This is a genomic window from Corynebacterium sp. P4-C1 (assembly GCF_030503595.1).
GTDB lineage: Bacteria > Actinomycetota > Actinomycetes > Mycobacteriales > Mycobacteriaceae > Corynebacterium.
Genome location: NZ_CP129966.1, coordinates 1904382 through 1928479, shown reverse-complemented (window position 1 = coordinate 1928479; position 24098 = coordinate 1904382). Strand labels below are relative to the sequence as shown.

General features: G+C 63.6%; 22 protein-coding genes. 4 read left to right on the top strand and 18 right to left on the bottom strand.

All coding sequences use genetic code 11. From position 1 onward, the window contains the following. Positions 1-32: 32 nt before the first annotated feature. Positions 33-1784 carry a pyruvate dehydrogenase gene (locus tag QYR03_RS09110; protein ID WP_301713296.1) on the top strand — a complete coding sequence of 584 codons (1752 nt, stop codon included), beginning with the start codon at positions 33-35 and terminating at the stop codon, positions 1782-1784. A gap of 88 nt (positions 1785-1872) precedes the next feature. Here the strand turns inward: QYR03_RS09110 and efeB are convergent, their stop codons facing one another. The 8 genes from efeB to QYR03_RS09070 form a co-directional block, all read right to left on the bottom strand. After that, positions 1873-3120 carry an iron uptake transporter deferrochelatase/peroxidase subunit gene (gene efeB / locus QYR03_RS09105; RefSeq protein WP_301713295.1) on the bottom strand — a complete coding sequence of 416 codons (1248 nt, stop codon included), beginning with the start codon at positions 3118-3120 and terminating at the stop codon, positions 1873-1875. After that, the gene (locus QYR03_RS09100) at positions 3117-4307 is read right to left on the bottom strand and encodes an EfeM/EfeO family lipoprotein (protein WP_259850131.1); all 1191 of its coding nucleotides are present in this window, start codon (positions 4305-4307) and stop codon (positions 3117-3119) included. Before QYR03_RS09100 ends, efeB begins: the two co-directional genes overlap by 4 nt. A gap of 31 nt (positions 4308-4338) precedes the next feature. After that, on the bottom strand, positions 4339-6297 hold the full coding sequence (locus QYR03_RS09095) for a phospholipase C (protein ID WP_259915632.1): 1959 nt from the start codon (positions 6295-6297) through the stop codon (positions 4339-4341). Between the two features lie 140 nt (positions 6298-6437). Beyond that, complete coding sequence (locus tag QYR03_RS09090; RefSeq protein ID WP_259850450.1) at positions 6438-6854, bottom strand: helix-turn-helix transcriptional regulator; 417 nt, start codon at positions 6852-6854, stop codon at positions 6438-6440. Between the two features lie 56 nt (positions 6855-6910). After that, positions 6911-8125, bottom strand: a complete 1215-nt coding sequence (dnaJ, locus tag QYR03_RS09085) for a molecular chaperone DnaJ (protein ID WP_259850127.1) — start codon at positions 8123-8125, stop codon at positions 6911-6913. A 215-nt stretch (positions 8126-8340) separates the two neighbouring features. Beyond that, complete coding sequence (gene grpE, locus QYR03_RS09080; protein ID WP_259850126.1) at positions 8341-9021, bottom strand: nucleotide exchange factor GrpE; 681 nt, start codon at positions 9019-9021, stop codon at positions 8341-8343. A gap of 12 nt (positions 9022-9033) precedes the next feature. Continuing rightward, positions 9034-10887: a molecular chaperone DnaK gene (dnaK, locus tag QYR03_RS09075; RefSeq protein ID WP_259850124.1), complete on the bottom strand. Its 1854-nt coding sequence runs from the start codon at positions 10885-10887 to the stop codon at positions 9034-9036. Between the two features lie 244 nt (positions 10888-11131). Then, positions 11132-11950: a hypothetical protein gene (locus QYR03_RS09070; RefSeq protein WP_259850122.1), complete on the bottom strand. Its 819-nt coding sequence runs from the start codon at positions 11948-11950 to the stop codon at positions 11132-11134. A 199-nt stretch (positions 11951-12149) separates the two neighbouring features. Between QYR03_RS09070 and QYR03_RS09065 the strand changes: the two genes are divergently transcribed. From QYR03_RS09065 to QYR03_RS09055, 3 genes are all read left to right on the top strand, one after another. Further along, the gene (locus QYR03_RS09065) at positions 12150-13625 is read left to right on the top strand and encodes an AI-2E family transporter (RefSeq protein WP_259850118.1); all 1476 of its coding nucleotides are present in this window, start codon (positions 12150-12152) and stop codon (positions 13623-13625) included. Between the two features lie 68 nt (positions 13626-13693). Further along, the gene (locus QYR03_RS09060; RefSeq protein ID WP_259850111.1) at positions 13694-14224 is read left to right on the top strand and encodes a type 1 glutamine amidotransferase domain-containing protein; all 531 of its coding nucleotides are present in this window, start codon (positions 13694-13696) and stop codon (positions 14222-14224) included. Beyond that, positions 14225-15295 (top strand): biotin/lipoate A/B protein ligase family protein, encoded by a 1071-nt coding sequence (locus QYR03_RS09055; RefSeq protein WP_301713294.1) that lies wholly within the window; start codon positions 14225-14227, stop codon positions 15293-15295. It abuts the gene before it with no gap. A gap of 163 nt (positions 15296-15458) precedes the next feature. Here the strand turns inward: QYR03_RS09055 and QYR03_RS09050 are convergent, their stop codons facing one another. From QYR03_RS09050 to QYR03_RS09005, 10 genes are all read right to left on the bottom strand, one after another. Further along, positions 15459-16136, bottom strand: a complete 678-nt coding sequence (locus QYR03_RS09050; RefSeq protein ID WP_259850108.1) for a GPP34 family phosphoprotein — start codon at positions 16134-16136, stop codon at positions 15459-15461. A 35-nt stretch (positions 16137-16171) separates the two neighbouring features. Then, positions 16172-16663: a MarR family winged helix-turn-helix transcriptional regulator gene (locus QYR03_RS09045; protein ID WP_259850106.1), complete on the bottom strand. Its 492-nt coding sequence runs from the start codon at positions 16661-16663 to the stop codon at positions 16172-16174. A gap of 28 nt (positions 16664-16691) precedes the next feature. Next, positions 16692-17099: a hypothetical protein gene (locus QYR03_RS09040; protein ID WP_259850105.1), complete on the bottom strand. Its 408-nt coding sequence runs from the start codon at positions 17097-17099 to the stop codon at positions 16692-16694. Positions 17100-17355: 256 nt separating this feature from the next. After that, a complete protein-coding gene (locus QYR03_RS09035) occupies positions 17356-18336 on the bottom strand; it encodes a sulfite exporter TauE/SafE family protein (protein WP_301713317.1) in 981 nt (326 codons plus the stop codon). A gap of 12 nt (positions 18337-18348) precedes the next feature. Then, positions 18349-19044 (bottom strand): sirohydrochlorin chelatase, encoded by a 696-nt coding sequence (locus QYR03_RS09030; protein WP_301713293.1) that lies wholly within the window; start codon positions 19042-19044, stop codon positions 18349-18351. A 5-nt stretch (positions 19045-19049) separates the two neighbouring features. Further along, positions 19050-20357, bottom strand: a complete 1308-nt coding sequence (locus tag QYR03_RS09025; protein WP_259850101.1) for a sulfate adenylyltransferase subunit 1 — start codon at positions 20355-20357, stop codon at positions 19050-19052. Then, positions 20357-21271, bottom strand: coding sequence for a sulfate adenylyltransferase subunit CysD (gene cysD, locus QYR03_RS09020; protein WP_301713292.1), 915 nt, complete (start codon positions 21269-21271; stop codon positions 20357-20359). The genes QYR03_RS09025 and cysD overlap by 1 nt, the downstream gene beginning before the upstream one ends. Beyond that, complete coding sequence (locus tag QYR03_RS09015; RefSeq protein ID WP_301713291.1) at positions 21268-22047, bottom strand: phosphoadenylyl-sulfate reductase; 780 nt, start codon at positions 22045-22047, stop codon at positions 21268-21270. Before QYR03_RS09015 ends, cysD begins: the two co-directional genes overlap by 4 nt. Continuing rightward, a complete protein-coding gene (locus tag QYR03_RS09010; protein WP_259850095.1) occupies positions 22047-22304 on the bottom strand; it encodes a hypothetical protein in 258 nt (85 codons plus the stop codon). The genes QYR03_RS09015 and QYR03_RS09010 overlap by 1 nt, the downstream gene beginning before the upstream one ends. After that, positions 22301-24025 carry a nitrite/sulfite reductase gene (locus tag QYR03_RS09005; protein ID WP_301713290.1) on the bottom strand — a complete coding sequence of 575 codons (1725 nt, stop codon included), beginning with the start codon at positions 24023-24025 and terminating at the stop codon, positions 22301-22303. The genes QYR03_RS09010 and QYR03_RS09005 overlap by 4 nt, the downstream gene beginning before the upstream one ends. Positions 24026-24098 lie beyond the last annotated feature (73 nt).

Genomic DNA, 24098 nt, shown 5'->3' with positions numbered 1-24098 from the left:
GCCGTAAATCAAAACGCATAAATGGAGGAAAAATGGCGAAAGACTTCGCGAAGCAGATCGTGGAGACCCTAGAGCGCAACGGCGTGAAGCGAATTTACGGCCTCGTCGGCGACTCGCTCAACCCGGTATCGGACGCAGTCGCGCACTCGAATATTGAGTGGATTCACGTCCGCAACGAAGAAGCAGCCGCATTCGCCGCCGGCGCCGAGTCCCTGGTGACCGGTGAGCTGGCGGTGTGCGCGGCATCCTGCGGCCCCGGCAACACCCACCTGATCCAGGGCCTGTACGACTCGCACCGCAACGGTGCCAAGCTTTTGGCTATCGCCTCGCACATTCCGAGCCAGGAGATCGGCTCCAAGTTCTTCCAGGAGACGCACCCGGAGAAGATCTTCCAGGAGTGCTCCGGCTACTGCGAGATGGCCAATTCCGCGGCGCAGGGCGCCCGCATCCTGCACAACGCCATCCAGTCCACGATGGCTGGCAAGGGCGTGTCCGTCTTCGTCATGCCGGGAGATATCGCGAGCCAGAACGCCGAGGACATGCCGGTGCTGGAGTCCAGCATCGCCCGCGGCGACGACAAGCGCGTCTTCCCGGACCCGGCCGAGGCAGCGAAGCTCGTGCAAGCCATTAACGAGGCGGACAGCGTTACGCTCTTCTGCGGTGTGGGCACCGCCAACGCCCGCGAGGAGGTGCTGCAGCTCGCGGAGAAGATCAAGTCCCCGATCGGCCACTCCTTCGGCGGCAAGATGCACATCCAGCACGACAACCCCTTCGACGTGGGCATGAACGGCCTGCTCGGTTACGGCGCGTGCTACCAGGCCTCCCACGAGGCCGACCTGCTCATCATGCTGGGCACGGATTTCCCGTACAACGACTGGCTGCCCACCAAGAATGTCGCTCAGGTGGACATCAAGGGCGAGAACATCGGCCGCCGCACCAACGTGAAGTACCCGGTAGTCGGCGATGTGAAGAGCGTCATCGAGAATATTCTCCCGCACGTCGAGGAGAAGAAGGACCGCACGTTCCTGGACAAGATGCTCAAGGAGCACGCACACCTTCTGGAGACCGTGATCGAGAATTACGGCAAGAAGGAGAAGGCCACGCCGATCCACCCGGAGTACGTCGCGCAGCTTATCGACGGGCTCGCCGACGACAATGCCTTGTTCACCGTCGATACCGGCATGTGCAATGTGTGGGGCGCCCGCTACATCACCCCGAACGGCGAGAAGGAGGAGCTGGCTTCCTTCCGCCACGGCACCATGGCCAACGCCCTCCCGCAGGCCATCGGAGGACAGGCGGCGGACCGCGACCGCCAGGTGATCACCTTCTCCGGCGACGGCGGACTGTCTATGCTGCTCAGTGAGTTGATCACCGTGAAGCAGCACGACCTGCCCGTGAAGATGGTGGTGTTCAACAATTCCAGCCTCGGCATGGTCAAGCTGGAGATGATGGTCGCCGGCTTGAGGGAATTCGAGACCGACCACGACGGCGTGAATTACGCGGCGATCGCGGAGGCGGTGGGCATCACGTCCTTCCGTGTGGAAAAGCCGCAGGATCTGGAGAAGACCCTGAAAAAGGCTCTGGCACACGACGGCCCGGTGCTCGTGGACATCGTCACCGACCCGGATGCGCTGTCCCTGCCGCCGAACTTCGACTGGACCATGATCAAGGGCTTCTCCGAATCCGCGGTGAAGACGGTCTTGGAAGGCGGCATCGGCAACATGGTCGAACTCGCCCGCTCCAACCTCCGCAATATCCGCGGCGCAGCGGCGATCGAGTTCTAGATCGCACGCACCGCTCCGCTTATCGACGAAACTGACCCCAGCCCCCGCCTCCTCTGCGCGGGCTGGGGTCAGTTTCGTCGTGTCGGTTTTAGCGCCCGATGAGCGCACTGCCGAAGAAATCTGATTCGTCTTTGACTCCGGGCAGCGCGTAGAAATAGCCGCCTCCGTACGGGCGGATGTAGTCGGCCAGCGGCTCGCCGGCGAGGCGTTCCTGGACGGTGATGAACTGCCGCTCCAGGTCTTGCTGGAAGCTGATGAAGATCTGACCGACACCGACGGTCCCGTTGTCGCGGACTCCGTTGTCGTAGTTGTAGGGCCTACGGAGCATAAGTTGGTTGGCGGTCTCCGGTGTGCGTGGGTTGGCAAGCCGGATGTGGGCGTCGACAGGGATGACATCTCCGGCGGCGTCGTCCAGATAATTGGGTCCGGCGTACTCGTCTCCGCCTGAAAGTGGCCCGCCGGTGGCGCGGGTGCGGCCGAAGATCTGCTCTTGCTCCGCCATGGAGATGCGGTCCCAGAATTCCGTGTACATGGCGATGAGCCGGACCACCATGTAGCTGCCGCCTGTTGCCCATTCCGGCTCGTCGGACCCCGCCCACACGAGCGAGTTGAAGTCCTCTTCTGCTGGGTTGACTATGCCGTCTTTGAAACCGAAGTGGTTGCGTTGGGTGCCGGACGGGCGCGGTTCGTTCATGTAACCGGTCTGGCGCCACCGCACGGCGGCAGCACCGCGCGTGTGCCGGAGAATGTCACGGGAGGCGTGCAGCACCGTGTCATGCTGATCGGCGCACAGTTGGAGAAGGAGGTCGCCGTGGCAGAGGTCGCTGTCAAGTGTGTCGTCCTCGAACGCCTCCATCTTCAGCAAGTGGGCGGGCTTTTTCGATAACAAACCAAAGCGATCATCGAAAAGGCTCTCCCCCACGCCAAGCGTGACGGTCAAATTGTCGGTGGGCAGCACGGGCCCCAGGTCGCCGGAGTCATTGGCCGGGAAGGCGATTCCATCGGGCGGGGTCGTACCACCGACAGTGAGGAATCGGGCGCGGTCGGTGATGGTCTTCAGCAGGTCCTCGAGTTCCTGTTGGCCTTTGCCCGTGCTTTGAATGTCCAGTGCAAGCACTTCGCAGTACTTTTGTGGCAGGGTAGCAATACCTTGTTGGTGCTCACCGTGGAATTCGTAGCCCCCTCCATCATGCGGCTCTGCGGAGGAGCCTCTGGCCTCCGCGTCAGCTGGGCGTGCCTGAGCACCGCCTGCCGATGCCGCCGATGCGCTCACCGCGGCCGATGCCGCCAGCCCGGTCAGAAAACTACGACGGGAAAAGTTATGGGGGCAGTTCACTCGTCCATCCTCCGAATCACTGTCATTGTGGCGACGGGAGCAAGCAGCTCGTTGACGTTGCCCACCGCGGCTTGCAGCCGCAGGCGGTCTTCCTGCTCCCAATCGGCGTAGGCGATGTCGTATTTCGCGTCGAATTCGTCGGCCAGTGCGTCAAGCTCGTCGAGCTGCTCGTAGATCGGCGCGGTGTCGAGCCCGCGGTCCTCGACAAGGTCTTTGAGCGGATCGAGGGACATCCTGGTCGATGCCACGTCGCCCCGCAGAGCCACAGGTAGTGCGTGGGCACCAAAATCTCTTTCGCCGCGCATGTCAAAGCGCTCGAATTCCTCCATCACCTCGTGGGTCCGCAGACCGTATTCCGGCGTGGCGATGGCGAAGTGGGACGAATCCAGCACCTTCACTGTTCCGTCGACAGCTTTAGCGAGGTCTGCTGCTGGCTTAGTCGCTGCAGAGACATCCTGATCCGAGTAGAGCAGCTTTTCCACGTCGGCGTAGCCGTCCAATTCCGGCCCCGGCCATTCGTCGTTGGAGTCGTCGAAGGAGCGGTAGAGCTCCAGGTAGTCGAGATATGCGCGCTGTGCGGTGGCGCGGTCGGAGGATCGTGTTGCGTCGACAAGCGCGTGCGCGGCATCCGCGAGCTCCGGCAACCTCTTCTTTTGGGACGCTGCCTGAGTGACCGAGACCTCGGAGATCTCCCGGTCGGTGATGGGGGCCATCTTGGGGGTGTCATTGATGTCCGAACCGGTGACGCGGAAATTCTTCGAGTTGATCGTCGGACTGTTATGGAAGACGCAGGCTAAGTGGTACGTCCCGTCCTGGAGTTTGGGCTGCCAATCACGCTTGGCGGGGGTGCCGATGCGCTCGAGAACCTGGTACGCGTAGCCCTCGTCGTCGGCGACGTACATGGTCAGCGCGGAACCGGAGGTGTTGTTGATCATCCAGTCCGCCTGACCCGCCGGATCCAAAATGTCGCCCGGCTGCGGGCACGCGTGCGTGCTGCGGATGTCAAGGGTCAGCCCGGATCCCTCAGCTGCTGTTTCCGCAGGAGCCGCGGACGCGGTGCCGCGTGACGCACTGTCCGTCGACTCAGTGGCGAGCGGTGTCTCCGTGTCGGGGGACCCGCACGCCACGGCGAACGGGCCGAGAACGGCGGCCGCGAGAACTGCTGAGGTGATCCGGGCTATCTTCATCCTTTAGTTGCCTGCGCTGCTTGATGCGCGTTTAGGCGCGTGGCGCCTTCGTGCTCGAGGTGCCGGTCTTGCGGTTGCGCGAGATCAACCAAATGATGATTCCCAGCAAGATTGCGGCCAGGACGATCCAGATGATCGTCTTACCCACGTTCGAGCCTTCCTCCGCGTCCTGCTGCTCGGAATCACCGGCCTCGGCACCGTCCTTCTCGTTCTGCACTGAGTCCTTGGCGTTCTTGGAGTTCTCCTGCGTGAGCATGGTGTACTCCGGCACGCCGTCCTCGGTGGCCTTCGGGTCGTTCATGCCCTCGGCGACATCCTTGAGGTTCGTGGACTCGCGGGAAGAATTATCCACACGCTCGACGGACGCATAGTCGTTCGCGACGGTGCCGTCAGTCTCGTTCAGGAAGAGCTTCGGCGCCTTCTCGCCGTTGAAGTCAAACATGTTGTTCAGCTCGCCGGCACGCTCGTCGAAGGCGATGCCGCCGAGACGGCCGAGTTCCCAGTTGTCCTGAATGAACTTGGTAATCGAGGTCTGCTCCGTGTACGTGGAGTCAAGGTGGTTGACCATGGAGTACGGGGAGATCACCAGCAGCGGCTGGCGGGTACCAGGGCCACATTGGCCGTGCTGGTCGTCGGCGATGCCAACCTTCTTGGCAGCCTCGGTGCAGATCTCTTTGTCGAAGTGCTCGTCGTTCGAACCGTTGAGGATCTCCGGAGCCTTGTGGTCGTACCAACCGTCAGAGTCGTCATACGCGACAATCACCGCGGTCTTGTCCCATGCGTCGGAGTTCTGCAGCTCATTGACGTAGTGGGTGATGAAAGTCTGCTCATCGAGCGGGTTGGAGTATGCGGCGTGGCCGTCCTGGTAGTTCGACGCCTTGAGGAAGGAGACAGCCGGGAGGTTGCCCTTCTCGATCGCGGTGTCGAAGTCCTCGAGATCGTACTGATGGTTCGCCTGGTCGGTCTTACCGATCATGTCGGGGCTTGACGGCGGCAGGTGGTGCGGGTTCGCCGTCGACGCGTAGTACTGGAACGGCTGGTGGTGTGGGTTGTAGTCCGTCTGGTTCTGACCGGTCAGCGTGGTGTGGGAGGAACCGCAGCGTGCGCGCGAATCGGAGGTCGCCTCCTCGGTCGGGCGGAATCCGCCCTGGAACCAACCCCAGGTCACATCCTTCTCGTTGAGCTGGTCGCCAATGTTCCTCGAATGTAGAACAGAGACCTCGTCGGTCGAGGAGGAGGAGTCGTTGGAGCAGTCGTCGTAAAGCGGGTCCGGGTCGCCGACAACCGTTGCTGTCTTGCCGTCTTCGGACACGCCGGCGAGCGCGTGGTTCTCGCCCGGGGTGATGGTCTTCTGCTCGCCTGTCGCCGGATCGTGGGACGTGCTGCCAGCAACCGTGCCCGAAATCAGGTTCAACGCGCCCGGCGTCGAGGGGCCGAAGATGGTGGAGTAGCTGTTGTCATTCAGCGAGAAGTTCTGCGCGTAGTTCCACATCCCGGTGACCGTGTTGCCGTCGTAGTAGCCCATGGTCAGACCAGGCGTTGCGTAGTAGCCGTTGTTCTTCTTATCCACGTCACTGGACACCGTCTCGGCGAACTTGTTCATCTTGCCGCCGTTGTACGCTTCCTGCTCAGCGTCGTAGTGGTGATTCTGGTCAACGGTCACCGCCTGCTCCGGGGTGAGGCGGAACGGCTTCACGGTGTTCGGGTTCGCGTCCCCGAGCAGGTTAGCGTTTTCCAGGTTGGTGGCCTTCGGGGTGTCCGGTTTGGCTTCGAACTTCGGGGCCTGCTTGTCGCTGCCCTGCAGCTTCTCGCCCTCGACGTTGAGGGCGTTCGGGTAGGTAGCAAAGTAGTGGTCGAAGGAGATGTTCTCCGAGTAGATGACCACAACGTGTTCAATCGGGGTGGTCGTAGCGGCCTCAGCCACTGCCGGGAACAAAGAGGTGGCGACAGCTGCAGCACAGGTCGCCAGGGCACAAGAACGAAGTTTCATCTGTTGTGGCTTTCAAAGTTTGACAGCTAGAGGAAACGAAAGGTGGCGAGCAAGTACGTGCCAGTGACTTCCACCGAAAATTAAAACCTGCTTCCAGAAACCCTGCAACAGGTAGAGCGACATTCACAGGTGCCCAGCGCTCACTCCCCTCGGTGCCGGCGCCACGTCACCACCGCCGTGGAACGCGGCACGTGAACGAGCTCCCCGCCGCGCCGGTTCCGGTTCTGTGAGTTGCTCAAGCACTGTGCCAGCTCTGTGCTGCGTTTCCGCTCGGCAGCCAACTCGCCCTCCAGGGAATCGATCCGCTCGCTCAATTCGATGATCGTCTTGATTCCGGCTAGGTTCACGCCTTCTTCCTGCGACAGGCGCTGGATCGTGCGCAGGCGGGAGATGTCGCGCTGCGAATAGCGGCGTCCGCCGCCGGAGGTGCGCATCGGAGTGACCAGGCCCATGCGGTCGTATGTGCGCAGGGTCTGGGCGTGCATGCCGGTGAGCTCGGCGGCGACGGAGATGACGTAGTATTCGCCGACAGCTTCGACATTGCTTGTTGCATCCACAGTCTCTGCGGTGTTGGCTGCGTCGTCTTTCTTATTCATTTTCTGGCTCACCTCCCCTAACTATTTCCGGATGGGGCTCCGGCCCAACCGGCGCGCGGGTTGAAGCCGGAATCCTTCTCCGCCTGAGCGTACGCGCGCAGCGCACTGGTCGCTGCCGCATCCAGGTTTTTCGGCACCGTCACCTCGACGGTGACCATCAAATCGCCCGCGGTGCCGGACTTGCGCGGGACACCGCGCCCCTTCACGCGCAGGGTGCGGCCGCTCGGGGTGCCAGCCGGAACCTTGACCTTCACCGGGCTATCCAACGTCGGCACCGTCACCGCGCCCCCAAGAGCCAGCTCCGTGAAGCTCACCGGGACTGTCACGGCGAGATCGTCGCCGTTGCGGGTGAACACCTTGTCCGGCCGGACAGTCACGTTGACGAACAGGTCGCCCGCGGGCGTCCCGTTCGGGCCAGCTTCGCCCTGCCCGGCCAGGCGCACCTTCTGCCCGTCGATCACGCCGGCGGGAATCCGCACGGTGATCGACCGGGTGCGGCGCACCGTTCCGGATCCGGAGCAGGTCTGGCACGGGTTCTCAATGATCTGGCCTGTGCCCCCGCAGCGTGTGCACGGCCGGGACATCCCGAACGCGCCCTTCTGCTCGCTGACGAAGCCTGTGCCGCCGCAGTCCGGGCACGTCGTGGTTTTCCCCGTCGCCGAGCCTGAACCGTGGCAATCGGTACACGGGGCCTCACCAGTCAGTTCAATGGGGATTGTCGTGCCCTTGACGGCTTCGCGGAAGTCGAGCGTTATTTGCGTTTCGACGTCGGCCCCCCGCGTCGGCCGAGCACTCCTGCCAGTGCCGCCGCCGCGGTTAAAGAGGCCACCGAAGATGTCACCAAGACCGCCTTCCGAAGAAAATCCTCCGCCTTGTCCAAACCCGAAGTCGTCGAATCCTCCGGCCCCGAAGTCCGACGTGGTCGTCGTCGTGCGAAACCCGCCCGGAAACCCGGAACCTCCTTTCCCTCCGAAGCGCATGAAGCCTCCGGAGTTCATCATCGACTTGAATTCGTCGTATTCTTTGCGCTTCGCCTCGTCACCGAGCACGTCGTACGCCTCGGCGACGCGCTTGAAGCGCTCCTCGGCCTGTTTATCGCCCGGGTGAGAATCGGGGTGGTTCTCGCGCGCCAGCTTGCGGTACGACTTCTTGACCTCGGCAGCGCTTGCCGACGACGACAGCCCCAAGTCCCCGTAATAATCCTTATTCGCCCATTCCTGCTGCATGGCCATGTGCGCCTCCTCCCTTCTGCCCTATTCCAGTTCAAGTTCTAGTTCGAGTTCTAGTTCGTGCACTGGGTAATTCGCGGTTCTAAATATCGTTTGTGGTGGTGTTGTATCTAAAAAGCGGCCGAGGAGGAACGTCGACGTGCATGGTCTTGCTTCCCTCCCCGGCCGCAGCTGAGCTTCGCTGAGTGCTACTGGGCGCTACTTAGTGCCGCTCAACACTATTCAGCGGATTCGGCGTTGTCGTCCGGGTCCGCGATGATCACCATCGCGTTGCGGACCAAACGGTCGCCGACGCGGTAGCCCTTGCGCAGGACCGTGCCGATAACCTTGGTGTCGCCCTGTGACAGGTCTTGCACCGCCTCGTGGATCTCCGGATCGAAGGCATCGCCCTCCGCACCGAAGGCTTCCGTTTTCTGGCGTTGCAGGATTGCCTGCAGGTTGTCCGAAAATGCCTTCAACGGGCCCTCGGCGAGATCGCCGTGCTGGCGGGCGAGCTCCAAGTCGTCGATAAGCGGGAGCAGCTCCGTGATCACCTTTGCTTTCGCATCGTTGGCGATCTGGGAGCGCTCGCGCTCCGTGCGGCGGCGGTAGTTCGCGTACTCAGCGGACACCCGCTGGAGGTCCTCGGTGCGCTCGGCGAGCTGGAGTTCCACGTCGGAGACCGCCCCGTCACCGTCGGCGTCCGGGTTGACCTCGCGCTCCGCGTCGTCCAACGCGTCCGCGAGCTCAGCGTCGAGCACCTCGGAGTCCGACAGCGGGTCCACGTCGTCCTTGGCCAACGCCTCCGACTCCGCGGCCTCCTGGGCCAGGGTTTCGGACTGGTCGGGGCTGACGTATTCCTCGTCCGTCGACTCGGGCGCGCCCGGGTTATCGGGCATCTGCTCGTTCGGGTTGGTCATGGTGGCAGCTCCTTACTTCTCGTCGGAGTTGTTGGAGGTGTTGTCGTCCTCTTCGACGACCTCGGCGTCGACGACGTTGTCGTCGCCCTCAGCCGTCGCATCCGCCTGGGTTGCGCCTGCGTTCGCCTCGGCCTCGTAGATGGCCTTGCCCATCTCCTGGGACTCGTTGGTCAGCTTCTCCACGGCAGCCTTGACCGCATCCAGGTCGTCGCCCTTCAGCGCCTCGTCGACCTCGTCGGCGGCAGCGGTGACCTTGGTCTTGATGTCCTCGGACACCTTGTCGCTGTTCTCGTCCAGGAACTTGCGGGTCTGGTACGCCATGGACTCCGCGTTGTTGCGGGTCTCCTGCTCCTCGCGGCGGGCCTTGTCCTCGTCGGCGTGAGCCTCCGCGTCCTTGACCATGCGGTCGATCTCCTCCTGGGAGAGGCCGGAGCCCTCCTGGATCTTGATCGTGTTCTCCTTGCCGGTGCCCTTGTCCTTCGCGGTCACGTGGACGATGCCGTTGGCGTCGATGTCGAAGGTGACCTCGATCTGCGGGACACCGCGCGGAGCCGGTGCGATACCGCCGAGCTCGAAGGAGCCGAGCAGCTTGTTGGCGGAGGCCATCTCGCGCTCGCCCTGGAAAACCTGGATCTGCACGGACGGCTGGTTGTCCTCAGCCGTGGTGAAGGTCTCCGAACGCTTCGTCGGGATGGTGGTGTTGCGCTCGATCAGCTTGGTCATCACACCGCCCTTGGTCTCAATACCCAGGGACAGCGGGGTGACGTCGAGCAGCAGCACATCCTTGACGTCGCCACGCAGAACGCCAGCCTGGAGTGCAGCACCGAGGGCCACGACCTCATCCGGGTTGACGGACTTGTTCGGGTCCTTGCTGGTGAGCTCCTTGACCAGGTCGGAGACAGCCGGCATACGGGTGGAACCACCGACGAGCACGACTTGGTCGATGTCGCCGACGGAGAGGCCAGCATCCTTAATGACCTGGTTGAACGGCTCCTTGGTGCGGTCCAGCAGATCGGAGGTGATGCGCTGGAACTCGGTGCGGGACAAGTTCTCGTCCAAGAACAGCGGGTTCTTGTCGGCGTCGACCGTGATGTACGGCAGGTTGATGGACGCCTGCTGCGCGGACGACAGCTCGATCTTCGCCTTCTCCGCGGACTCGCGCAGACGCTGCAGCGCCATCTTGTCCTTGGTCAGGTCGATGCCGTGCTGGGACTTGAACTTCTCCGCCAGCCAGTCGACGATGCGCTGATCCCAGTCATCGCCGCCGAGTTCGTTGTCGCCGGCGGTGGCCAGCACCTCGACGACACCGTCACCGATCTCGAGCAGGGACACGTCGAAGGTGCCGCCGCCGAGGTCGAAGACGAGGATGGTCTGCTCCTTGTCGGACTTCTCCAGACCGTAGGCAAGTGCGGCAGCCGTCGGCTCGTTGACGATGCGCAGGACGTTCAGGCCTGCGATCTGGCCAGCCTCCTTGGTGGCCTGACGCTGTGCGTCCTCGAAGTACGCCGGGACAGTAATAACAGCATCGGTGACCTCGTCGCCGAGGTACGCCTCCGCGTCGCGCTTCAGCTTCATCAGCGTGCGCGCGGAAATCTCCTGCGGGGTGTACTTCTTGTCGTCGATGTCGACGGTCCAGTCATTCTCGCCCATGTGGCGCTTGACGGAACGGATGGTGCGGTCGACGTTGGTCACCGCCTGGTTCTTCGCGGACTGGCCGACGAGGATCTCGCCGTTCTTGGCGAAAGCGACGACGGACGGAGTGGTGCGTGCACCCTCCGCGTTGGCGATAACTACCGGCTCGCCGCCCTCCAGCACGGAAACAACAGAGTTCGTGGTGCCAAGGTCAATGCCTACTGCGCGTCCCATAGTGTTCATGTCCTCCTGAAAAATTCGGTTTATTTCGTGTTACCGAGTCGAGTCCGTTCAGCAGGTTGACTGCCTTCCGCTCAACTTCCGGCTGCCACTGTACCACCGGGAGGCGACACACTGTCACAGAGTTGAGCTTGACTCACTCAATCCCTACAACTCGCAGTTGCATAAAGTTGTTCCAGGTTCACTCAACTTTCTTTGTTTCTAGTGCTCAGGGCGTACTTTTCGGCGTCCGCCGACGCTAACGCAGCACGCCGGCGTTCCTCCAGAAATTGGTGAAGAAGTCGTTCACCAGTGGACCGGCCGCAACAGCGATGAGGCCGAGGAGTGCCAGACCGCCCAGCACACCGCCCGCGACGAGACCGGCGAACTGGTCGGTATCCAAACTCGAGCCCTGCTTGATCGTGCCCTTGGTGCTCTCACGCTCCTCGCAGGCCGTGAGCGCATTCTCGTAGCTCTTGATCGTCGGCTGAATGCGCGGGCCGAGCTTGTTCAGTGCCTCTCCGGCCATCGTGGTGACATCGCCGACCGAGAGACTGCCCCGCATCAAGGCCCAAATACCCGGCGCGACGAGACTGCCGGTGTTGACCGCACCGGCCCCCTTGAGATCCGCCGCCTCGGCCGGAGTGAGCGTGAGCTCAGTCGACGGCACGACCTCTTTACGGGACTGCTCGAGGTAGCGGGCGGCCATGGTGTAGGTACCGCTGTCTTTGCCGGCGAACAGTGCCACCTGCGCGTTGGTTACGGGCCCGAGCGGGCCCGGTGCCGTCAAGTCCTTCTGGTCGGTCTCTTTGGCCCATTCCCACCAGACCTTCCTGTCCTTCAGGTCGTTGATACGCTCGTAAGACAGGTCCGCCATCGTCCCGAACATGAGGCCGTAAGCGGCGTTGATGTCCTCCCTCTCCTGCTCGGTGAATTCCAGGGTGCACTGCCCTTCGTTGCCGACCGATTCGTCGAACGTGTTCTCCCACGCATTGGCAGGGGCTGCCGCGCTGGCGCACACGGCGGCGGAGAGGGTGGTGGCTGCTGCGGCACGGCGCAGGCTACGGGTGAGTGACATAGCTGAGGTTTCCCCCGGGAGGGGCCAGCCGGCACATGGTTTTGCACATAATACTATGTAGGTGCTCATTATTTTACCAGAAAATTTAATGAAGTTGTGGGCCCCTTGGGTCCACCTCCGCAAATCCGGCATAACCTCAGCCTGCCGTTAACGCTTCTAGATGTTGTTTTTCTCGGCCTATCTGGCAGAATGCTTCTTCGTGACTGAACATAATTCAAAGCGTCCAGACGCCCGCCAGACGGATGGGGCGGAAGACTTCGCCACCACCCTCCTCGATTCGGTGGAGGCCCCGGCGACAGAACCAACCGCGGCGCAAGCGGCGCAATCGCTCTCCGGCGAGTCCATCGACCGCGGCAACGTCATCGCGGCCGACGGGCGTACCGCAGCTGCCTGGGCTCTGCGCTTCATCGTCATCGTGATCGCGACGGCGTTTTTGGTCAAGCTCATCGGCGGCATCTGGGTCGGCGTTCTGCCGACGCTGCTGGCGCTAATCTTCTGCACCGTCCTGTGGCCGCCGGTCCGCTGGCTCCGCAACCACAAGGTGCCTGCCACCCTCGCAGTGTTCCTGGTGCTGATCGGCTTCTTCGGCATCATCGGCGGCATCTTCGCCGCGATGGCCCCGACCATCAAGACCCAGTCGGTGGAGCTCTACCACCAGGCGGAAGAAGGCATCCAGCAAATCCTGCACTGGTTACAGACGTCCGCGCCTTTCGACGTGGACACCACCCAGCTCGAGCAGGCAGTGAACCAGGCGGGCGAATTCGTCCGCGGCCAGGCCAACAACATTGCCTCGGGCGTCGTCACGGGCATCGGCGCCGCGGCCTCCATTGGCACGACACTCGCCCTGATGCTGGTCTTGTCCTTCTTCTTCCTGAAGGACGGCGACCGCTTCCTGCCGTGGCTGCGCAAGTACACCGGTGTGAAGGTCGGCTGGCACCTCACTGAGGTGCTCATGCGCTCCTGGAACACGCTCGCGGGATTCATCCGCACGCAGGCGATTGTCTCACTCGTGGATGCCGTGTTCATCGGTGCCGGCCTGATCATTCTTGGCGTTCCCCTGGCTCCCGTGCTGGCCGTGATCACTTTCTTCGGTGGTTTCATCCCGATCATCGGTGCCTTCACAGCCGGCGCCCTCGCGGTCATCATCGCCCTTGTTTCCGGCGGCTTGACCAAGGCCCTGCTAGTGCTCGGCCTGGTCATTCTGGTCCAGCAGATCGAGGGCAACGTCTTGCAGCCGATCCTGCAGTCCCGCTCAATGGGGCTGCACGCGGCGATCGTCCTGTTGGGTGTGGCTGTCGGCGGCACCCTGTTCGGCATCATCGGCGCGTTCCTGGCCGTGCCCGTCTGCGCTGTCGCGGCAGTGTGGCTGCGCTACTGGGCTGAGATGGTGTCCCTGCGCACCGGCGAGATCACCGCGGACGACATCCAGATCGCCACACAGCAGAGCCAGACTTTGGACTCACGCGAGGCCTACCTCGCCGTGCGCGACCGCATGCGTTCCATGGGCCGCCGCAAGGGCCAGACCCAGCTCGACGAGGAGGCTGGCAAGCTCGGCTCGACGAAGGTCCCGCGTACCACCCGCGTGGATAAGGAGCAGCCCGAGGACAACAAGGCTCCGGGCGACACCCGCGCTATCGACGAGGACGACCTCGAGAAGAAAAAGAAGAAGGACTAGCACGTCCTGAATACGCTCTGAGTGAACGCCAGCCCCCCGGCTGGCGTTTTTCTTTACCATGGGGCGTCATGAGCAACGAAACACTGTCGAACAAGAAGATCGCAATCCTGGCCACCGACGGCTTCGAGGATTCGGAGCTGACCAGCCCGCGCGACGCTGTCGCCGAGGCAGGTGCAACCATTACCGTCATCTCCACGGAGACCGGCGAGATCGAGGGCAAGAACGGCGAGAAGGTCACCGTCGACCAGACCTCCACCGAGGCGAACGCCGCTGACTTCGACGCCCTAATCCTCCCCGGCGGCACCGGCAACGCCGACACCATCCGCACCGACGAGAACGCTGTCGCTTTCGTGCGCGAGATCACCCAGGCGAACAAACCCGTCGGTGTCATCTGCCACGGCGGCTGGATTCTCGCCGACGCAGACGCCCTGAACGGTGTGACCATCACCTCCTACCCCTCGCTGAAGACGGACCTGTCCAATGCGGGTGCGACGTGGGTGGACGAGGAGGTCCGCGTGGACAAGGGATTCGTTTCCTCCCGCACCCCGGACGACCTCCCGGCATTCAACAAGGCACTCATCGAGGAGTTCGCCAAGTAAATGGCATCCCACCACTTCGAGGTGAAGGTCTCCGGCGGCAAGCTCGTCGTCGCCGACCTCACCGACGACGGCACGGAGATCACTGACGCGAAAATCTCCGGCGATTTCTTCCTCGAGCCCGAGGAGGCCTACGACGCGATCAACGGCGCACTCGTTGGGGCCTCCGTCACAGAATCAGCCGACGACCTGCAGAAGCGTATCGACGACGCCTTGGCGGCTCTCGACGGAGGCCAGCCCGTCGCCCTCCACGGATTCTCCACGCGGGACGTGGCCGTCACGGCGCGGCGGGCGCTTCTCGACGCCAAGGACCTCACCGACTACAACTGGACCGTCATCCACTCCCCCGTCCTGCCGACGCCGGTTAACGTCGCGTTGGACCAGTACCTCCTCGAGGAGGTCGCCGCCGGCCGCAAGGGCCCCATCCTGAGGTTCTGGGAGTGGGAGGACAAGGCCGTCGTGTTCGGCTCCTACCAGTCTTTCCAGAATGAGCTGGATCCGGAGGGCATCGCGAAGCACGGGATCGTTCCTGTCCGCCGCATGTCCGGCGGCGGCGCCATGTTCATGGAGGGCGGAAACTGCGTCACCTATTCGATGTACGTGCCCGACGATGTCGTCGCGGGACTCAGCTACGTCGACAGCTACCAGTACCTGGACACCTGGGTCCTGGCCGGCCTGCAATCCCTCGGGGTCAACGCCTGGTACGTGCCGATCAACGACATCACCTCCGACGGCGGAAAGATCGGCGGTGCCGCCCAAAAGCGCGTCAACGGCGCGATCCTGCACCACACAACCATGAGCTACGACATCAACGCCGACAAGATGATGGAAGTGCTGCGTGTGGGCAAGGTCAAGCTGGCCGACAAGGGCGTCCGCTCGGCCAAGAAGCGCGTCGACCCGTTGCGCCGCCAAACCGGTGTCGCGCGCCAAGAGGTCATCGAAGCGCTGATGAACACGTTCATCTCCCGCTACCCGGCCGAGACCGGCCAGCTTTCCGACGACGACATTGCCGCCGCCGAGAAGCTCGTGGAGGAGAAGTTCGGCACCGAGGCCTGGACACACCGCGTGCCCTGACCGGCAGGCTGCCGCCCCAATAAACAGCAAAAGGTAACAATTGAACGGTAACAATGCTCCAAAATGGCGCAGCATGCCCTAAAGGGCAAACATAATGGAGCGGAGTTACCGTTCGATTGTTACCTTTTGCGTTTTGTGAGAGTGACCTCGAGCCGCCCCGGGGCTAGCTGGACGCCGATTCCTCTTCCACCGCGGCCGCCTGGGCAACGCCGTCGAGGACAAGATTGATCTCCTTGGCGTGGTCGAAGGTTGCGCCTTCGAGCACGGCGCGGTCGATGTCGTGGACCCGCACACGGACGGCGTTGAACGGTACACCTTGGATCTCGTCGAGGAAGACGCGGCGCAGCTCACCGGTATTCTTCAGCAGAAGGATCACCATGGCCTCTTCGGGGCGCGGCTCGACCTTGCCGTGGAAGATGTCGCGGTAGCGACCGCGCATTGCGGCCTCGATCGTCTCGTCCTTCTCCGGGAAGCGGGTCCACTTCAGACCAAGGAAGCTGGCGCGCTCCTGGTCCAGCACACCCTCCTCGATGAGACGCTGCGCGAGAGCCTCCTTGTCGGCGAATTTGCGGGAGTGCAGTGCCGAGTAGAGGGACATTTCGCTTTTCGCCTCAAGGCGGGATACGCCGTGGGCCAATGCAGGGTGGGCAGACGCGCGCTGGGCGGCGCCCTCTGTCGCTGTCACGGTCGCGGACTTACCGTCGTGAATCGTAGCCAGTCCGGTGGCGACCAGGTCGCACAGCAAAGCACCGTTGAGGGCCACACGCTGATGGCTCACACCGATCTCAAAACGGTCAGACTTGTTTGAGAGCAGCAGAAACAGTGATTCACTGACGAGCATGATTGTCCTTCATATCGCGAATAACTAGGGCCAGTTTAGCCCGCTGGGAAAAGGTCGGGGAAGCGCCGCCGCAAGGCGCCGTTGAGCTCGGGGTCCGTCACGAGCGCGGCGAGTTGCGCGAGTCCCGTGCCGTCAACCTCCGAAGCCGCCTTGTCCATCCGCCGCGCCAGTTCTGCTTCGAAGGCGCGGTTCTGCTCCTGGATCGCCGCCACAGCCGCCCGGCCTTCCGGGGTGAGCGCGTGGAGAGTGAGCCGTTTATCCTGCGCAGACTGGGACGCGACAGTAAGCCCCTTCGCGGCGAGAGCCGCGAGCAACCGGCTAGGGCTACCGGATTCGCAGATCAAGTACGCACCCGCTTCCTTTGTGCTGATCGGGCCGTAGGCGCCGAGGATCTCCAACGCCTCGGCCTGCGAAGTGGTCAGACCCATATCGGCGAAAAGTCGGTTCAGCTCGCGGCTCCCCTGCCTTTGCAGTGCCAGGACGAGATAACGGAACCTCTCCGGGTCAGCGGGCAACAGTCCTGGCATCCGATTCCTTTCCGGCGGCGTGGCCTTGTCAGTATGTCCCAGCGAGGACCCTTTCCAGCCGGTCCAGTCTCTTCCCCGGGACAAGCGACGCCTCCCGCGCCCCGATGAGCCGTGAGAGCGGACCTGCCTGCTGGACGCGGTGGGTCACTCGCGTTGTGCCGTCCACATTATCGTCAATCCGGAACGTCGAGTGCTCCACCAAACCGGGGATCTCGATAGCGTAATCCACCGTCGCCCCCGACTTTGTCATTCTGATGGACCCACGCAGGACCCGCTGCACGATGAGCGAATGCGCTCCATCGTCTTGCTGTGGCCCGACCCATGTGAAAGCCGGGTTCCATGCCGGCAACCCTTCCACATCGGCGAGCACGCCCATCACTTCTTCCCCGGTCGCGTGAATTGTCGTTTCGGTGCCAAAATCCGTATTCCATGTCATGTCACGGAGAATAGTCGAACTTGGGATCGCTCGCCCGAAAGCTGTTCAGGATATGTGTGAGATAATGCAAGTAGGAATCCCCATTCCCAATTTCGCATACATATGACACCTCATGTATCTGGAGAAAATGCACGCTAAGAAAAGCGGAATTTCCCCCGCACCTGTCACGTCGTCCGTCCTGCCGGGCAGGAGCGAGAGCGTGAACGATGCGGGGGAGTTCTGATGCGGAAGTCCGCGGTTCAGGGCTGCGACGTGGCTAGCGGCGGGCCGCAGTCGGAGATCCGGTGGCGGAAGCCGAGGAGCCAGTCACTCTGCCCGCGGCGTCCTCCTCGTAGCCGGCTTGACTGGCACCCTCCTTCTCGGCGGCGGCGCGGGAATTCTCCCGGGCCTTCTTCCAGCCGCGAATGGAAAGGGCCACGCCGACCACGATGGCGGCTATGCGCACGGCGACAAGAACGGAGGCGCCGACACCCAGGGCCTTCAGCACGACCGGCAGGTTGAGGGTCACAATCAGGGTGCCCACGATGCCGCCGAGCAGGATCGGGTTGAGGCGGGTGACCAGCCACGCGGCCAGCGGTGCGGCGATCACGCCGCCGACAAGCAGGGCGAGCACGGCAGCCAGATTCGCCACGAGATCTTCCCACATGCCGATGACGAATCCGGCGGTGGCAGCGGCGGTGACAAAAAACTCGGCGGTGTTCACGGTGCCGACGATGCAGCGCGGCTCACTGCGGCCGGCGGACAGCAGGGTCGAGGTAGTCACCGGGCCCCAGCCGCCGCCACCGGTCGCGTCGACGAAGCCGCCGAAGATGCCCAGCACGCCGAGGAAAGGCTTGGAGTGCGGCGTGTCGACCGCCTTGCGGCGGACAATGCCGCGGGAGAAGCGCCACACCAAGTTCACACCGATCGCGGCGAGAATGAGTGACATGATGGGCTTAGCGGATTCCGTCGACAGGTTCGACAGGACTGTCGCACCGGCGAAAGCACCGATTGAGCCCGGTATGCCGATCGCGGCGACCACCCGCCAATCCACGTTGCCGAAACGCCAGTGACTGATTCCGGAGACCAGTGTCGTGCCCAGCTCAGCCGTGTGCACGACGGCGGAGGCCTGTGCGGGGCCGAGGCTGGCGAGCATGATCAAGATGGTGGTGGAGGTGACGCCGAAGCCCATGCCGAGGCCGCCGTCGACAAGCTGGCCGGCGAGACCCGCGACTGCGATGAGAATGAGAGTGACCATGCGATTCATGAGTTAAACCTTTGCGTGCGTGAGGGTGGATGCCGCGCGGTAACGTGCGGCGATGATGTGTGCGAGATCCGCGCCAAGCGGTGCGGAGATGGTCCCGGGCCACATTCGGCAGACCCGGTCCAGCAGCAACCCCCTCGTGACGAATAGCGGTAGCAAATGGGTGTTCTCTTCTGCGACGGCGTCGATGCCGTCAGCGCCGACGAGCTCTCCGACCCCCGTCGCGGGGACGGTGGTCACGGGCACGCCAGTGAGCTTTTCGACGTCGCGCCCCAACGCCACCGTCTTCCCCGCCGCCTCCTCATCGGAGGTGCCCACGGGGTAGAAGACAATGCGGCGGGCGCGGGGAGCGTCGATAAGCGCGCGTGCGGCGAGCACTGCCGCAACGTCGCGTCCTTGGCCGAGCCCCTCGGCGGAAACCAACTCGAGTCCCGTTTCCGCGCGGGCGGCGGAGATAGCCTCGGGCACGTCGTGAGTGGCGTGGAATGCCTTGGTGAACAGTGTCGGCACGACCACGGCGCGGCTGTGTCCGCGCTCAGCGAGCTGGCGGGCGGCGGCAGTGAGGTCGGGAGTGTCAAACTCGAGGTGGGCGTCCACCCCGGCCACTCCCAACTGGCGCGCCGCGGCGCGGGTGAGCTCGCGGACTCCCGGCTGCGCGCCTGGGTGGCGCGAGCCGTGCGAGAGCGTGATCAATGCCGTCATTGCGCCTACCTCAACCGCGTTCCGACGAGCCCCGCGGCGAGCGTGTTGCCGGAAGCTTGGTCGATGAGGAGGAAATTGCCCACCGCACCACGCGCGGCGTATTCCTCAACCGGCAGCTCCTGCGCGGTCTGGATGGTCACGTGCGCGATGTCGTTGAGGCCAAAAGACTCCGGTGCGGTCACGTCGGAGTTGTTCTCCGGGGTGCCGTCGATGTCTAGAACACGGTCAACGCTGGCCACGCGGGCGCGCACGAGCGACGTGCCGTAACGCAGCTTCACGGCCTTGCCGGCGGTGATGTCTTTGTCGGTGAGCCCCACGACCGTGCCGCCGAATTCGCGGACGGACTCCGGATACGGCGCGGCGGCCAGCAGGTCGCCGCGGGCCAGGTCGATGTCGTCGGCCAAGCGCAGCGCAACTGCGTCCCCCGCGTTGGCGGTGGTCACACCGTCCAGACCGTCGGCGTTGTCGATGTGCGTGACGGTGGTGCTGCGGCCGTTCGGCGCGGTGACAGTGTCACCGACACTGATCGTGCCCGCATTCACCGTGCCGGCGTAGGCCCGGTAGTCGGTGGCGTGCTCGCGCAGCACGTACTGGATGTTGAAGCGGAAGGGCAGGTCGAGTGCGCGGCCCGAGTGCACCGGGATGGTCTCCAGCAGTTCGAGGACGCTCGGGCCCTCGTACCACGGGGTCTCCTCCGAGCGCTCGACGACGTTGTCGCCCTTGAGCGCGGAGATCGGCACGGCGTGCGGCTCGGCGATGCCCAAGGCGGCGGCGCGCTGCTCGAACTCGGTGCGGATGCCGTCGAAGACCTCCTCGGAGTAGTCGACCAGGTCGATCTTGTTCACGGCCAGGATGACCGTCTTCACGCCCAACAGGCTGGCCACGGTGAGGTGGCGGACGGTCTGAGGCTTGATGCCGTTGCGGGCGTCGACAAGCAGGACGACGACCTGGGAGGTGGACATGCCCGTGACCGTGTTGCGCGTGTACTGCTCGTGCCCCGGGGTGTCCGCGAGGATGAACGTGCGCTTGTCGGTGGCGAAGTAGCGGTAGGCGACGTCGATGGTGATGCCCTGCTCGCGCTCGGCGCGGAGGCCGTCGACCAAAAGCGAGAGATCCAGGCCCTCGAAGCCGCGGTCGGCGGATGTGCGCTCGACGCTGGCCATCTGGTCGGCCAGCACCGACTTCGTGTCATGCAGCAAGCGGCCGACGAAGGTGGACTTGCCGTCGTCGACGGAACCTGCGGTGCACAGGCGCAGCGTCGCTCGGTCCGACAAGACCTCGCTGGCCACAGGCGAAATGGTCGGTGCGGTCATCAGAAGTAGCCCTCCTTCTTGCGGTCCTCCATGGCGGACTCGCTCAAGCGGTCGTCGGCACGGGTCGCGCCGCGCTCGGTCAAGGTGGAGGTGGCCAACTCGGCGAGCACCTCGTCAATGGTGGTGGCGGTCGACTCGACAGCACCGGTGCAGGACATGTCGCCCACGGTGCGGTAGCGCACCCGGCGGGTTTCGACGGTCTCGCCCTCGCGGGGCCCGCCCCACTCTCCGGCGGTGAGCCACATTCCGTCGCGGTTGAACACCTCGCGGTCGTGCGCGAAATAAATGGACGGCAACTCGATATTGCGGGCGCCGATGTACTCCCACACATCCGACTCGGTCCAGTTGGAAATGGGGAAGACACGGATATTCTCGCCCGGCAGCTTCTCGCCGTTGTAGAGGTCCCACAGTTCCGGGCGTTGGCGGCGCGGATCCCAGCCGCCGAAGGAGTCGCGGACGGAGAAAACTCGCTCCTTCGCGCGGGCGCGCTCCTCGTCGCGGCGGGCGCCGCCGAGAACGGCGTCGTAACCGACCTCGGCGATCGTCTCCACCAGCGGCACTGTCTGCAGCGGGTTGCGGGTGCCGTCGGGGCGTTCTACCAGGTCACCGCGATCGATCCAGTCCTGGACGTGGGCCACCCGCAGGCGCGCGCCGGTCTGCTCCACCAGGTTGTCGCGGAACTCGATGACTTCCGGGAAGTTGTGGCCGGTGTCCACGTGCAGCAGCTCGATCGGCGGGGCGGCCGGCGCGAATGCCCGGCGGACCAGCTCGTACACGACGCACGAGTCCTTGCCGGAAGAGAACAGCAGGCCGATCTTGTCGAACTGCCCCGCTACCTCGCGGATGATGTGGATGGACTCGTTCTCCAAGTCCCTCAGGTGTGGTGAAAGTGTGTCTGTCTGTGTCAGGCTCATTGGTGCAACCCGCATTCCGTCTTGGCACTGAACGCCCACCGTCCCGCACGGGGATCTTCACCCTCGGCGACCGGCAACGTGCAGGTCTCGCAGCCGATGGAGGGGTAGCCCTGCTTGGTCAGGGGGTGGATGATCAGGTTCTTGTTGTCGATGTACTTGTCGGTGTCCTCCAGCGACCACGTGACAAGCGGCGAAATCTTCAGCCGCCCGGTGGAGTCGAGGGAGAGGGCCGGCGCCTCGGCGCGCGTCGGTCCGTCCGCGCGGCGCAGTCCGGTGACCCACCCCGCGTACGGGGACAGGTTCACAGCCAGCGGCTCAACCTTGCGCATGCGGCAGCAAGCGGTCGGGTTGGTGCGGTACAGCGCTCTGCCGTAGACGCGGTTCTGCTCCTCGCGCGAGAGGATCGCCTTGGCGCGGACGAGCTTCTGGTCGGGGTAGCGCTGCTCCACCTGGTCCGCAACGTCGAGTGTCTCCTTGAAGTGGTACTCGGTGTCGAGGAAGAGGAAGTCCGCCTCCGGCAGGAAGTCCTTCGCCAGCTCCGCAAGCACGGTGTTCTCCATGCTCAGCGTGACCACGAGCTTGCCTGGGGCGTACTCGTGGGCCCATTCGAGGATCTCCTGGGCGGTGGCGTTGTAGAGCTTGTCCGCCCAGGCGTCGACAAGCTTCGCGTTCGTTTCCGCGGTCTCCGGGCCCAACGGCTCGGTCTCCTTCGGCCCTTCGGGGCTGATCTCCGGATCGCGGAGGTCAGCGCGCGGCCGGGACAAAAAATCGACCATTATTTCTCCTTCCTCAACACCGCTACGTGGCCGTGGTGGGCCAGCGATTCCTGAATGGCCTGCTCCGTCGATTTCGCCGGGGCGGGCGCGTGTTCCGGGGCGTCCTGCCCGTAGAACTTCACCTCGAAGATACGGAGGCATTCAGTGCATTTCCACGCGAAATCACTGGTCTCGTCCGGGAACAGACCCTCGCCCGCGCAGTAGGGGCAGTGCGAGGGAAAATTGCGGTTCGCGTTCGGTTCGCGGCGGAACTTCACTTCAGGTCCTCCTCATCGGCGCGCAGCACCCAGTCGCGGAAGATCTCGCCGTCATTTCGCTTATCGACGTAATTCGCCACCACACGGCTCACGTAATCCCCGAGCTCGGACGAGAGCACTTTGTGTCCGCGGATCTTGCGGCCGAAATTGGCTTCCTTCTCACCGTCCGGGGTTTCGCGGGTGACGGTGCCGCCCAGGTGCACCTGGAAACCTTCGACCTTGTTGCCGTTGCCGTCGTCGACCATCTGCCCCTTGAAGCCCATGTCAGAGACCTGGGTTCGGGCGCACGAGTTCGGGCAGCCGTTGAGCGTGATGGTGATGGGGGAATCGATGTCGCCGAAGCGGTCCTCCAGCTCGTCGACAAGCTCGATGCCCTTGGCCTTGGTGGTGGTGTGGGCTAGTTTGCAGTATTCGAGGCCCGTGCAGGTGAGCATGCCACGGCGGAATTCGCTCGGCTTGGAGTACATGCCCATTTCCTGCAGATCGTCCGCGAGCGCGTCCACCTTCTCCGGATCGACGTCCAGGAAGAGAATCTCCTTGAACGACGTCAGGCGCAGACGCTCAAGCCCGTAGCTTTCCGCCAGGTCGGCAATCGCGATGAGCTGCTCGCCGGTCAGGTGCCCCATCGTCGGCTTCACGCCCAAGTAGACCTTGCCGTCCTTCTGCTCGTGCACGCCGACGTGGTCGCGGTCGATGAGGTTCATCGGGGCACGCGGGCCGTCGGGGAGCTTGTAGCCCAAGTACTCGTCCTCGAGAACAGTGCGGAATTTTTCGACGCCCCACTGCGCCACCAAGAATTTCAGGCGCGCGCGGTTGCGCAGGCGGCGGTAACCGTAGTCGCGGAAAATGCGCACAACCCCCGCCCACACTTCGGGGACTTGGTCGAGGGTGACGAAGGCGCCGAGCGATTTGGCCAGCATCGGGTTAGTGGACAGGCCGCCGCCGACGAAGAGCTCGAAGCCGGGGCCGAGCTCCGGGTGCTCGACACCGATGAAGGCGATGTCGTTGATCTCGTGGATCACGTCCTGGCGCGCGTTGCCGGAGATGGCGGTCTTGAACTTGCGCGGGAGGTTCTGGAATTCATCGCGGAGGACGTACTCGTTCTTGATCTTCTCCACTGCGGGTGTGGCGTCGATGATCTCGTCTTTGGCAACTCCCGCCACCGGCGAACCCATGATCACGCGCGGCACATCCCCGCACGCGTCCCATGTGTTCAGCCCGACGGACTCGAGTTTGTCCCAGATCGCCGGGACATCCTCGATGCCTACCCAGTGGAGCTGGATGTTCTGGCGGTCCGTGAGGTCCGCGGTGGAACGGCAGTAATCTCGTGAGATCTCCCCCACTGCGCGGGCTTGCGCGGTGGAGCACTGTCCGCCGTCGAAACGCACGCGCGCCATGAAGTACTCGTCCTGGAGCTCGAGGTTGTCCTTGCCCGTGTGCTCGCCACCCAAATTCTGCTTGCGCTGGGTATACAGGCCGAGCCACTTGAAGCGCGGGTAGAGGTCCTCGTTCGGGATAGAAGCGAAACCCTGCTTGGAGTAGGTGTCGATGACCCGCTGCTTGACCTGCAACACGGGCTCTTCCTGCTTCAGCTCTTCGTCGTGGTTGAGCGGCGTTTTACCGTCGACCTTCCACTGACCTTCGGGCTTGGGCTTGCGGGCGGTGCGCTTGGGGCGCTCGGGTCGCTTCTCAGCGGTCGCGGTGGTGCCCGTGGCTGCCATGTCGCCTCCTCTTGCTCTTTCTCTGTTGTTGTGCAGTTCCGCGGGGCGGTTCCCATATGGACTGATCTGTCTA